This window comes from Hydrogenovibrio sp. (genome assembly GCF_965140365.1).
Taxonomy (GTDB): Bacteria; Pseudomonadota; Gammaproteobacteria; order Thiomicrospirales; family Thiomicrospiraceae; genus Hydrogenovibrio.
In genome coordinates, this window is sequence record NZ_OZ223196.1 from 1,880,413 (window position 1) to 1,893,154 (window position 12,742).

At 43.6% G+C, this 12,742-nt stretch carries 13 protein-coding genes; 3 read left to right on the forward strand and 10 right to left on the reverse strand.

What is annotated here, in order from left to right:
• Positions 1-103 precede the first annotated feature (103 nt).
• Entirely contained in the window at positions 104-1,996 is a 1,893-nt protein-coding gene (locus AC0KH7_RS08965; protein ID WP_472372680.1) for a diguanylate cyclase domain-containing protein, read from the forward strand.
• Between the two features lies 1 nt (position 1,997).
• Positions 1,998-2,177 (forward strand): hypothetical protein, encoded by a 180-nt coding sequence (locus tag AC0KH7_RS08970; protein ID WP_472356943.1) that lies wholly within the window; start codon positions 1,998-2,000, stop codon positions 2,175-2,177.
• A gap of 94 nt (positions 2,178-2,271) precedes the next feature.
• Here the strand turns inward: AC0KH7_RS08970 and AC0KH7_RS08975 are convergent, their stop codons facing one another.
• Positions 2,272-2,769 (reverse strand): hypothetical protein, encoded by a 498-nt coding sequence (locus AC0KH7_RS08975; protein ID WP_472372682.1) that lies wholly within the window; start codon positions 2,767-2,769, stop codon positions 2,272-2,274.
• Between the two features lie 168 nt (positions 2,770-2,937).
• A complete protein-coding gene (locus AC0KH7_RS08980) occupies positions 2,938-4,008 on the reverse strand; it encodes a hypothetical protein (RefSeq protein ID WP_472372684.1) in 1,071 nt (356 codons plus the stop codon).
• 160 nt (positions 4,009-4,168) lie between these two features.
• Between AC0KH7_RS08980 and AC0KH7_RS08985 the strand changes: the two genes are divergently transcribed.
• Positions 4,169-4,420, forward strand: a complete 252-nt coding sequence (locus tag AC0KH7_RS08985; RefSeq protein WP_472372686.1) for a helix-turn-helix domain-containing protein — start codon at positions 4,169-4,171, stop codon at positions 4,418-4,420.
• Positions 4,421-4,573: 153 nt separating this feature from the next.
• Here the strand turns inward: AC0KH7_RS08985 and AC0KH7_RS08990 are convergent, their stop codons facing one another.
• The 8 genes from AC0KH7_RS08990 to AC0KH7_RS09025 form a co-directional block, all read right to left on the reverse strand.
• A complete protein-coding gene (locus AC0KH7_RS08990; RefSeq protein WP_472372688.1) occupies positions 4,574-5,233 on the reverse strand; it encodes a DarT ssDNA thymidine ADP-ribosyltransferase family protein in 660 nt (219 codons plus the stop codon).
• A gap of 20 nt (positions 5,234-5,253) precedes the next feature.
• Complete coding sequence (locus AC0KH7_RS08995) at positions 5,254-6,717, reverse strand: UvrD-helicase domain-containing protein (protein ID WP_472372690.1); 1,464 nt, start codon at positions 6,715-6,717, stop codon at positions 5,254-5,256.
• Between the two features lie 11 nt (positions 6,718-6,728).
• Positions 6,729-7,436, reverse strand: a complete 708-nt coding sequence (locus AC0KH7_RS09000; protein WP_472372692.1) for a DarT1-associated NADAR antitoxin family protein — start codon at positions 7,434-7,436, stop codon at positions 6,729-6,731.
• Positions 7,437-7,619: 183 nt separating this feature from the next.
• A complete protein-coding gene (locus tag AC0KH7_RS09005) occupies positions 7,620-7,913 on the reverse strand; it encodes a GIY-YIG nuclease family protein (RefSeq protein ID WP_472372694.1) in 294 nt (97 codons plus the stop codon).
• Positions 7,906-9,672 (reverse strand): gamma-glutamyltransferase, encoded by a 1,767-nt coding sequence (gene ggt, locus AC0KH7_RS09010; protein ID WP_472372696.1) that lies wholly within the window; start codon positions 9,670-9,672, stop codon positions 7,906-7,908. Before ggt ends, AC0KH7_RS09005 begins: the two co-directional genes overlap by 8 nt.
• A 151-nt stretch (positions 9,673-9,823) precedes the next feature.
• Positions 9,824-10,618, reverse strand: coding sequence for an ATP-binding protein (locus AC0KH7_RS09015; RefSeq protein WP_472372698.1), 795 nt, complete (start codon positions 10,616-10,618; stop codon positions 9,824-9,826).
• 218 nt (positions 10,619-10,836) lie between these two features.
• Entirely contained in the window at positions 10,837-11,004 is a 168-nt protein-coding gene (locus AC0KH7_RS09020) for a hypothetical protein (RefSeq protein ID WP_472372700.1), read from the reverse strand.
• 42 nt (positions 11,005-11,046) lie between these two features.
• Complete coding sequence (locus tag AC0KH7_RS09025; RefSeq protein WP_472372702.1) at positions 11,047-12,393, reverse strand: ammonium transporter; 1,347 nt, start codon at positions 12,391-12,393, stop codon at positions 11,047-11,049.
• Positions 12,394-12,742: the final 349 nt, after the last annotated feature.

A 12,742-nucleotide genomic window follows, 5' to 3' on the forward strand; every position in this document is an offset into this window, starting at 1 on the left:
TTCAGTACTATGCAACCATATAAAATATAATAAAATTGCACTCGCCATAACAAATATGACAATCATAGCCCGCTCTAGTCTCGCCCTCTTTTTGACGGTGTTTATGCTCTCGCATCCCGCGCAGGCAGGACGAGATACAAGCCATCCCGATTCATTGACCCCCATTACACTGCAATTAAAGTGGAAACATCAATTTCAGTTCGCCGGTTACTACGCCGCAATCCAACAAGGGTATTATCGTGACGCCGGTTTAAATGTGACCTTAAAAGAAGCCGGCATCGGACAGGGTCCAATCCAATCCGTCCTTTCGGGGCAAGCGCAATTCGGCGTCGGCACCAGCGAGGTGTTATTGAATTTTTATGAAAACAGCCCCATTGTGGTGCTGGCGGTCATTATGCAGCACTCGCCTTTGGCACTGGCCGCCTTATCCGATTCCGGCATCGAAAACATTCACCAGCTCGCCAGCCATCCCATCATGATGGAACCCAACTCTCTGGAGCTGATGGCTTACTTGAAAGCCGAAGGGGTCAATCTTGATAAATTACAACTACGGGATCATCGGCACCGCATCGACGAACTCATTGACGGGCAAGTGGGTTCCATGTCGGTTTACACCACCGACGAGCCGTTCGACTTCAAACAAAAAGGCCTTGATGTGCAACTGTTCCGCCCGGTGATGTCGGGCATCGACTTTTACGGCGACAACCTCTTTACCACTAAAAAAATGGTCGAAGCATCCCCGAAAATCGTCGCCGACTTTCTCCAGGCCTCTTTAAAAGGCTGGCAATACGCCATGCAGCATCCGGACGAGATCATCGACCTGATTCTGACACAGTATTCAACTCGAAAAAGCCGCGCGCACCTTGAATACGAAGCCGAGCGGATGCGCCAGTTGATGATGCCAGACCTGGTGGAAATCGGTTATATGAACCCCGGTCGCTGGCAGCACATTGCCCATACTTACCATCAACTGGGCATCTTGCCGAAAAAATTCGATGTTGAAGGGATGCTGTATGAACCCGTCGATTTAGATTACGAGCACCTCAAACAGCAACTCTATTATGCCGTCGCCATTCTCGTGCTGATATCATTACTCGCCGCCATCGTGTACCGGCAGTTTCACCGCACCAATGTGCGCCGCCAACAGTTTGAAGATTTATTTCAAAATGCACCGGTCAGCCTGATCGAGATCGACCAGCAAGGCCTAATTCACCATTGGAACCGCGAAGCCGAAAACACCTTTCAGTATTCGGCCAAAGAAGCCATTCAGCGCAATGTGTATGACTTGCTATTACCCAAACCACAAAACCCATCCATTCCCGACATCATTCAACGCACATTAGCCGAAAAGGTTTTGACCTTTTCTGAAAACGAAAACATTCGTAAAGACGGACAACGAATTCTGTGCAAATGGTCCAATATGCCGTTTGAGACCGGACACAAACACCACAAACACCTGATTTGCATGGCACAAGACATTACTCAGCAAAAAGAGATGCAAGCAGAGCTTTATCGGGCGGCACATTATGATGGCCTAACCGGGTTACCGAACCGAACCTTAATTTTAGAACAATTGAAACACACCTTAGACACGGCCATCGCCGACCAAGACTATATGGCGATTCTGTTCATTGACCTAAACGATTTCAAAATCATTAACGACACGCACGGTCATCCAGTGGGTGATGTGGTTTTAAAACACATTGCCGAGCGTTTGCAGTGTTCAATCGGTGAGCATGACCAAGTTGGGCGCTTATCCGGCGACGAGTTTCTGATTATTATCCCCCCTTCCGCCACGCCACCCGACCTGAAACCGATCATGACAGCGATTCATACCAACCTCAAGCCCAGCCTTCAAGTAGAAGACTTAACCTTGACCCTGTCCGCCAGCATCGGCTGCAGCGTATTCCCAGAAGACGCAAACGACATGCAACACCTGATTGCCGTGGCGGACCAAGCCATGTACCGCGAAAAACTGCGCAAGCGCACCGTTTGATTTGAAAGATGCTTTACGCCAACGCGGTTACCGCTGGCAGGTGTCGGAACGCGTCTGGCAAAAAATCTTCGACGCCAGCCAACAACAAGACGAAATCGCCTGGCTGATTGAAAACAACACCCCCAATCCGGACGTGATTAAAATCAAAGCCACCGATACCTTTTCCGTGCGCGCTCAGTAAGCTGAATACAAAAAACGCCCAGGCCTGGGCGTTTTTAGATAAAGTCGACTCCTCAAAACAAACCAAACCTTCTGCATTGATTCTTGCTATGAATTTAGTCGTATTTGTCGCGAACCATCTCCTTTGAGATTAATTTTGGATTACCAAAACCTGATCGGTCCACACTAAACTCAACAAAAACTTCACAGGATTTACAATTTCCTCCTGACCAATACAGGATAACGAAATCATTTCCCTTACACATTGCCTTTAACGGCAAATACGTTCTATTTTCAACTAAAAAATCTTTTATTCCATCTAGCTTATTAGCTTCTGAAATTAAGGTTATTTTATTTTTTACTAAATAAGCTTTTCTTGAAACAATCGCATTACTACCATAAAAACCACTGATTTTAAATATGTTCGGTACGTAGCTTTCATATTCAAAAGGAAATTTTTCAACTTCTATTTTTATCTCATATCCATCGCACTGTACGGTGTTAGAGCTTATGGATGACCTTATTTTTTCTCCCTTGTACTCAAATTCAGCGGCTAACGCGTCAATAGATAAGAAAATACTTACAAAAAATACCACCAACTTATTAATATGCATTAGCCTACCTTTTCTATTATGGACAAATATAAAATGCTCCCGTAGGATCTACATCAATGATTCGGTGTCTATCAGCATTAGAAAGTCCGCTTTCTTTATCATAATCAATATAAATTGAACCTGGATCATCTCGATCTCAATACCTTACCATTGAAATATTAACAATGGTTATGAAACCTGTTTGTAAGAACTTAGAATCTTAACAATTGTTTTATTACCGCCTGAATCTTCAACCACGCCATAATTTCCATGGTAAATAATCTCAACCAAGGAGTAATCGGAACTATCTCCAAAGTTCGTGGATAGGTGATCATAAAAAATTTTCGTAGAACTATCATAAAACGTATACTGATTAATATAATCACCTTTTATCATTGTTGTATTATGCAACTCTACTTTTTCATACAATTGAGTTATATTGCAAGTCGATTCATAACTACCTGTTGTTCGATCTTTTGTTACCATTCTTCCATCATTGTAAATCGCATAAGCACTTCCGCTATGATCACATCCTGAATCGCTATAGTTGTATAGAAAACCCCTTAAATCATATACTTTATCGATGGTTGCATATGATGCAATCGGATATGAAACAGTACTTCCTACTTCCATTAGTAAATCAGAATTATCTGAGTAAAATGAAGCTGGAGCATATTTATTGATACCGATAGTGCTAAGAGGAATCTCTTTAAATATTTCTGAAAGTTGGACGGTAACAGTATCCCCGTTTTTTTTATCGATTACCGCGCTCAATCCATCATTGGTTATCCCAACTAACTTGTAAGCTTGAGAAGCTATAACATCATCAATATCTAATGCATTACTATTTATTTCAAAAAACAAGTTTAGTGATTCATCATAAAAAACCATATACCCGTATTTTTCACCGTCATAAAAATCAGCATCCAAATCAGTCGTATTTCCTATATCCACTTTTAAATATGCCTTTTCCATCATACATTCAGTATGATAAGTAGAACTTTTAGATGCTTGGTAAGATACTTCGACAAATCCGTTTGAATAGACTAAAAAAGAATTTTTAGATGCCCCTAAAGTGCAACCGTATGTACTATAAAACGTCTTACCATCAGTCCCTGACAAATTGTAAGGAACCCCTCTTTTACTTTGAGAATCTCCAAAATCTCTTAATTGTTGCTCTCCACCCTTATCGACTTCATTACTTTGTGGGCTATCAGAACCTCCACCACCACATGCAGCTAAAGTAATAGCAACAAACATAACAACTGCTCCTGACCCTAAAAAATTCCTGTAATACATATCATCCCTTTATCTAATGAAAATAAAATTTTAAATACTAAAAGTCATATTGACCCTATTTTGGGGTCATTATAAAGGTGGAACTAAAATAGGGTCAAATTATTTTTTGGCGACCCGTTCCATGGATAAAACAATTCATTTAGCAGAATACAAAGTACTGCTCAATTGGATTCAAACAAAACGAGAAGAAAAAGGAATTTCTGCTAGAAAGCTATCTGCGCAGCTTAATTCGCCACACTCTTGGATTAGCAAAATTGAATCAGGCGAAAGGCGCCTTGATGTGATTGAATACTTGAAGATCTGCCATGCTCTTAACATTAATCCATGCGAAGGAATTAATACCATCACTGTGACAAGTTTGAAATACGTATGACGAAAAATCGTTAACACTAACCAGACAACAACAAGGTGAAATCACTCGATTGATTTCCTTCAATTTGGACATATTAATTTCAGTATCCTCAAAGTAAATACAAAAAACACCCGAGTCAGGGAAACCAAAGAGTCTAATGTTAATAGACTTAATTTAAACAAATAATGATTTATCTACTGTAAAAATTGTCGAATCAAATTTTAGAGAGGAAAAAGCTGCCAAGGTCATTGCCAAAGACTCATCGTCAACAAAACAAACTTGCTTTATACAGGACAAGGGAATTTTATCCCTTACCAACACTTCGGCTTGACTATCCGTTGGCATATTTTGAGGAATATGATTGCTCCTTAAAATTCTGTTTTTTATAAATAGCTCACTAGAAAAAAGCTTACTAAAACTAACATAGTCTCCACCTATACCTTGCTTTTTAGCCGCTTGTGATGCCGCATTAGTTATCGAAAACTTTGTCTCTTTCCAATACAAAGGCTCTAAATTGATTTTTAAAACACACCACACTATGTATGGTTCATCCTCTGTACGTTCTCTAAACTTTCTAAATAAATATGTATTTGGACCGGTAATTGATAAATTAATGTAATTCTTATCATCGTACCTTATCTCATCAGTAAACTTTGCATAATCCAAAACATCGTATTTATCTATATCTAAAGCTTCAAGGGTTGCACGACTTAGTAACCCCTGCTGATCGATAATACTCATCAAATTAATTGTAGGAGTAAAGTGAATAAGCTGTCCTATCCCTCTTTTTCTCACTTCTTCTTCAATCTGTAAATAATCATCTTTTATTTCCATCAAAAAAACTCTCTTCAGAATTACAGTACAACAGAAAAGTCAATCTTCTCAATGAATTCAGGGGAAATTTCATTTATATACCTAGTTGGTTCACCACTATTCAATAAAAATAAATTTTTTCTTGCTCTAGTCATACATGTATATAAAAGTCTTCGTTCTGTAGAAATATGGTATTCATCATCTTCATCAATAAATCCAGGAGGATAAGGAAATACACCTTCATTCAAATCAATAATAAACACATTATCGAACTCAAGCCCTTTAATAGAAGACATCGTACAAACTTTAATAGCATTACTATAGTAGTTAATCTCACCATTTACGATTTCAGATGAAACTCCCATTCTTTCTAAAAAAGCGTGACAGCTTTTAACTCCCATCTGTGTTCTGTGTAAAACCACTGTCTCACTTAGATTTTCAAAACTATTTATAGTTTTAACAAGCCAGCCTAGTTGCTCTATTGACGAACTAAATCGAATAAATTTCGGAGTACTTCCCTCCTTTAAGTGAGAAAAGTCAGATTCTGTAAAATCGGATTTATCATCCTCATAATCTAATAGGCTCGCCGCAGATCTTGCTATATTTAACGTGTTTCTATAATTTTTTTTAAACGATAAACTACGCCCACCTTGAACATTTATACCTACTTCTTTCCAAGTAAACCCACTCTTATAAATCCGCTGAGCTGCATCTGCAATTATCGTTAAGCTATTTGTCTCTTCTGAAACCAACTTCGATAAGGTGAGTATCTGTGCCTTATTCAAGTCTTGAGCTTCATCAATGATAATATGGGAAAAAGGGGCTTGAAATGAATTAGTATTATTTATTTTCTTCAATGCAAGTAATGCAAAATCATCAAAATCAATTTTGCCATTAATCTCCATTATTTTTTTGTAATGTAGAAACACACCCCATATTGCAGACTTGTGATCTTTCATAACCCTATCCCCAGTTCCTCTTCCAGACCTTGGAGTATTTAAATAATCTATTTCTGATTCAAAAACCTTACCTTTCATCCACGAAATTTCATCTTTAAAAAATTCGATAGATTTATTCAAAATTGTATTTTGTTGATCTAGTGCCTTTTGTTTGTATATTGCTTCTTGTATGTACTTTTCCTGATCCCAAGGTTTAATAACCTGACTACTATGTAGTCCAACAAAGCTATATGCCCATTTATGAAAATTCGTAACTTGAATATCTAGGCCAGAGTGTGTAGAAATTTCTTCCCCTTCTTTGCTATAAATGTTCCGTATATGTGCTTTTACAGCATCAATATAAGCTGCTAGCGTTTTATTATAAGTAAAAATAACTACCTTTGATTGGCTAAACAATTGATTTTGTGTCTCAATCAATTGTTTTGCACGATACAAGGAGACTGTAGTTTTTCCACTACCAGCACCCCCCCTTATCTGAACTGGGTTTTGCGGCGGTAAAAAAAGGACTTTCTTTTGTTCTCCCGTCAGGCTTATTGACTTTAACATGAAAAAACTTCCTATATTAGCTTCGGCTGAATACTACTTTGATTGTTAGCATTACTTGTTTTAAATTTGGATATCAGGCCTAAAAAACAATCTTTTTCTTTTAAATTTACTTGATTTAACAGCCCTCTTTGATACAAAGAAACAAAAAGTGCAACAGAATATGCTTGGCAATTTATAGACTTATCTGGGTTAAACTCAATATCAGTAAAAGCCGAAAACTTCAAAAGCTCATCATGATATTCGGGATGCTTCAACAAGGCATTTACATATAAATAATCATAGAATGCGGTCTCAGGTTCCAAAGGCCACTCTTGATTGTAAAATTGGAACTTTATGAGTCGTCCCGAAGACTTTAAACGGCTATCCTTCTTAGCTTTGAGCGAAGGAACATCAAGTAAATCTCGATAAGGCCCACCAAACTCAAAAACCTTACTCGACTGGAAAGCTGCCTCAACGCTAAATTCAATTTGGCGCTTTACATCGTAAATAGAAAGGTTAAAAGCACTTAACTTCACCCCGAGATCAACTTTTGACTTACTAGAAACTTCTAATAATTCATTAATATAGTTTAATTTTTCTTTAATAGACTGATGTAAGGAATCTATCGATTTTTGCTTATGAATGGCCGCGAGTCCCGGAGACCATTCGAAATCAACCATTATAGTTTCAACTAAAAAGTCTTCTGATTTAGAAGGTAAATAAACTGGTCTTTTTGCCACTCAATTTCCTTTATCTAACAATCTAGGATCAATAAATCTCTATAAAAACTAAATTGATAACGTATATTCTTTGTACATGCGCTTCTAAAATTTTTTCAAGCCTATTTATACTTTATTATTTCAGCACATTTTTTGATTTGCAAAAATTAAATACGTATCAAACCTTATCAAAACTAAACATGATTATTTTTCCATGTTGGAACACAACCCTTCTTTCTGGCTTCTCGGCCACTTTTTGATTTGCAGTTCGCGTTTGAGGGCTTGGCTTTTGTCGGGATGGTTTTCGGAATAGACGAGTTGGCAGGGGCGGCGGCCTTGGGTGTATTTGGCGCCGCCATTAATTTCGCCGTTGTGTTGGCGCAGGCGACGCGACAGGTCGTTGGTGATGCCGCAATAGAGGGTATTGTCAGCACAGCGCAATAAATACACTTGCCAGTCGTTTTGAGGGGTTTCAGTCGTTTGCGCTTCGTCAATCATCTTTGGAAACGCTGGGCGGAATGTCAAATACCTTGGCGACGCCACGGCCGCGCACATCGGCGGCGGCTTGCAGGCCGTTGTCGTCCTGCACAATCAATTGCACGTCGCCCAAGTAATTACCGCGCTTCAAACGGTAGCCCATTAATTCCAATGCCTGACGGGTGTCGGTGTCGAGTTCGGGGTGGTATTGAATCAAATCCTTCGGCAACAATTGATGATGCACGCGCGTGGCGTCCACCGCTTGCTGGGCGGGCATTTTGCGGTCCACCACATTGACAATGGTTTGGAACACGGACGTGATAATGGAGGAACCGCCCGGCGTGCCGACCACGACTTCGGCTTGATTGTCCTTGACCAGAATGGTCGGCGACATGGAGGATAGCATGCGTTTTTCCGGGGCGATTTCATTGGCTTTGCCGCCGACCACGCCGAACACATTCGCCACGCCGGGTTTGGTGCTGAAGTCGTCCATTTCATCGTTCATCAGGAACCCAGCACCGGAAACCACTACGCCGCTGCCGAACGGCATATTCAAGGTATAGGTATTCGACACGGCATTCCCGTCACCGTCCACCACCGAGAAATGCGTGGTATCCGGCGATTCGCCCAGGCCTGGCTGAATTTGTTCCGAATCGGAAATTTCGTCCATGTTCACTTCGTCGGCGCGGCGTTGCAGATACGCATCCGAAATCAATTGCTGAATCGGCACCTCAACGAAATCCGGGTCACCGAGGTATTTGGCACGGTCGGCATAGACGCGTTTTTCCATTTCCGCATAGAAGTGGGCGCGCGTGGCGTCCGGCGGAATACCGGCTTTGTCCATCGATACCAGCGCATCTTGGAATTCGTCGTCCAGCAACGCTTTCATTTTCAGCAGTTGCACGATGGCGATGCCGCCGGAGCTGGGCGGCGCGGCGGAAATGATTTCGTGCCCTTTCCATTCGGCCACAATCGGCTGACGCCATTTCACGCGGTAATCGGCCAAATCCTGACGGGTAATCAAACCGCCGTTGGACTGCATTTCTTTGACCAGTAAATCGGCGGTTTCGCCGAAATAAAAATCGTAAGGCCCGAGTTTGGCGATGCGTTTCAAGGTTTTCGCCAACTCCGGTTGTTTGAAGGTTTGCCCGGCTTTCAGATGACCGAAATAGGTTTTGAAATTAAGCGGTTGTTTGGATTTATCGGCAATCCAGCTTTGATACCATTGGGCGACTTTGACCAAATGCTTGGACACCACAAAGCCGTTTTCGGCATAATCAATCGCCGGTTGCACCAGCATCCACCACGGCATGAAACCGAATCTTTGGTGCGCTTCCCACAAGCCTAACACTGTGCCCGGTACACCGGAGGCTTTGTAACCGACCAGCGATTGATACGGAATCACGCGTTTTTTGGCATCCAGATACAAATCACGATGTGCGGCTTGCGGGGCTTTTTCGCGGTAATCGAGGAAATACGCCTGCTGGGACTGTTGCGCTGCGTCAGCCGACTTCGACTGAGGAAAGTACAAGGTCATAAAACCGCCGCCGCCCAGGTTTCCGGCCTCAGGATAGGTCACTGCCAGGGTCAAGGCCGCGGCAATGGAAGCGTCCACCGCATTACCGCCGCGTTGTAAAATCTGCTGAGCGACTTTGGCGCTGTATTCGTCCGGCATGGCGACGGCGGCTTGTTTGATCGGCGTGGTTTGTGCGGCCTGAACAGTGCCCCAAACAGCAATGGACACCACCAAAAACGAAACGACTTGTAACATTCGACGCATGAATAACATCCTGTTTTATCTTCTTATTTTTAAACAATCCGCCTATTGTAACAAACCTTGTTTTTGTTACGGTTTTATCCGTTTCGACAATTAGCCAACCAACTCAAAAAACCACCAGGCCTGGTGAAAACCGAGATAACCGTTTGCGGGTTTAACCTTCGTTGCCCGAACCGGATACTTGCATGGCGAAATAATTGTAAAACTGTTTCGCCACCCGGCCACTGCGCCCACCGCGAGCGGTAGCGAAATTAATGGCTTCACGATGCAGCATTTCACGGTCGCCCACATAGTCGGTAAACAATCGGTCCACCATTTGCAGGTATTGATCCTGCGGCGGCGCGTAAAAAGACAAACGCAAGCCGAAACGGTCCGCCAGCGAAGTGCTTTCTTCCACCGCGTCTCCGTAATGAATTTCGCCGTTCTGCTCTTGCGTCACCGCCAGATTATCCTGCATTTTTTCGCTGACCAGGTGCCGACGATTCGACGTGGCCATCATCAAAATATTTTCCGGCGGGCGCTCGATGGAACCTTCCATCAACACTTTTAAATAACGGTAGCGCGGGTCGCCGGCTTCGAAGGTCAGGTCATCGCAATACAGCAGGAATCGCCACGGCAATTCACGCAGCAAATCGCTGATTTCCGGCAGGTCGTCGATGTCTTGTTTTTCCACTTCCACCACACGGAGTTTTTGCTCGCCATAGGTGTTCAATGCGGCTTTGACCAAAGACGATTTGCCCGTACCACGCGCGCCCCACAGCAAAACATGGTTGCACGGTCGGCCGTCCAGAAACTGTTCGAGGTTTTGACGGAATTCCAATTTTTGGGTATCGATGCCCAGCAAATCGTCCATTGCGATGCTGTCCAAATCGGAGACGGCGCGTAAACGCCCTTTTTTACCGCGCCAAACGGCGGCATAGGTCTTTTTCCAATTGATGTCTTTTGCCATGATTCTTTACGCTGAATGTGTGTGAACGTCGGATAAAACGGTGCCGGAAAGAGTTTTAAATTCATTCGAACTCTCTGGAGCAATTGAATCATCATAGCGCAAATTCGCGACAAGACAAACGCAAAAACGATGGGGAAATCAATTTGGGAAGGGAGGAAGAAAAAAGCCGGTGGATCCAAGTCCACCGGTTGACATTACGTCAGGTAAGAATTGCTTGGTTATTGGTAATCGATATATGAGTGGTTTTCGTGATAGAACGAATAAACAATCACGCCAAGCGTCACCAATACGGCCAAGCCAAGAATCAATCCGATCATGGTCGGATTATTGGCAAACGTAAAGTAGGCCGTGGCCCCTTCCCAACTGGTAATTGGACTCGCATTCATCGTATTTCTCCTTTATTACGTTGAATATTACTCTGAATTAAATTAAGCGGTTTTCCCGACGGAAGCACCAGACTCGTCTTTGCTGTTGTAAGCCGGAACCGATTCAGGGTACGCCTGCAACGGTACTTCTACGATGTCCAAACCGGCCATTTCGGCTTTCGGTGGCACACGCAGTAAACCGAACTTCGACAACACCAACGATACGAAGTATCCAGGAATGAAGCCGACCAGTGCCATGACAACCGCACTTTGCAATTGACCCATGAAGGAAACATTCGGCGCACCTTCGACCACATTCGGGAAGCCGCTGAACACGCCCAACATCAACAAACCGACCACACCACTGGCCCCGTGCACACCGAAGGCACCGACCGGATCGTCGAGTTTGAAACGCGAGGACAGTATCTTATCGACCATTGGCGCGACGGCACCACCGATGAAGGCGATCAGGAACGCAAGTGGTGGATAGTAAAGGTCCAAACCTGGCGCAGAAGCCACGATACCGGCAATCGCACCGGACAACATCCAGAACGGCTGACGCGTCATGACATAAGCCCCGATAATCCCGCCGGCAATCGCCATCAAAGTATTGAAGCTAATCGCGGAAAGCGTGGTTTCGTTACCGAAAATAGACGTCCATTGCGCGCCCGGCATATAGATGATACAACCGCCCAGGAAGCCGAAGAAACCGACCACGATCAACATCAAACCGATCATGCTCATCGGTACGCTGTGACCGACAATCGTATTCACTTCGCCCTTCGGACCGAATCGGCCGATACGTGCGCCCAGATTCAGCAGCACACCCAAGGCAAAGAAACCTGCAACCATGTGAACGGCACCGGCGGCACCAAAGTCATGATAACCCCATTCGGTGGTCAACCAACCGGTTGGGTGCCAGCCCCAAGACGCGGCCAAAATCCACACCACAGACCCCAGCAGAACCGCCAGAACCAGGAAGGAACTCATGCGAATACGCTCGATGACCGCGCCCGAAAAAATTGACGCCGTGGTCGCTGCGAACAGCACGAAAGCACCCCAGAAGATACCGGAGGCATTATCCGACAAGTTCGGCCCCATGTTTTCCGACCAAGGCAACCCGGCGGCGCCTGCTTCGAAATCCGGAACGAACCCGTTGTACATACTCAAATAAATCCACCATCCGATGAAAAAGAAAGTGGGAACCATAAACGCAAACGCCAGAATATTCTTAACCCCGGACGCCAATGCGTTCTTAAGACGGGACGCGCCCATCTCATAGGCCAGGAAACCGACGTGAATAATGACCATCAGACCGGTACAGAACCAATAGAAAATTTCCATATTGATTGTATCGGACATTTCAATCATCGCCTGTAAACTGGCTAATGTAGGTGCTGATTGCTCCATAATTGAAACCTCTTAAAGTTGATTAAAGGACCCATCTAATCGTTCAAAAAAACTCAATCCCGATACGCGGTGCGTTTCGAATCTCAATTTTTTCGAACAACTTCCTCAGGTCTAACACGACACGCCGAGCATCCAAAACCGAACCTTTCCCGACAATGCCAAACAAAACCGCCCCTTTTGGAACGCTCAAAACAACACGTTTTTAACCACCTTTAAAGCCCCCGATGACTGAAAATGGCATCCAAACGCAAGCCACAAAACCAATGCCTGTCAGCATTGCAAATAAATGATGTCGCCTTCGTCGGCCCCCTGACATCACTTAAATTCATTGAAATGGAGCAAGATAAGC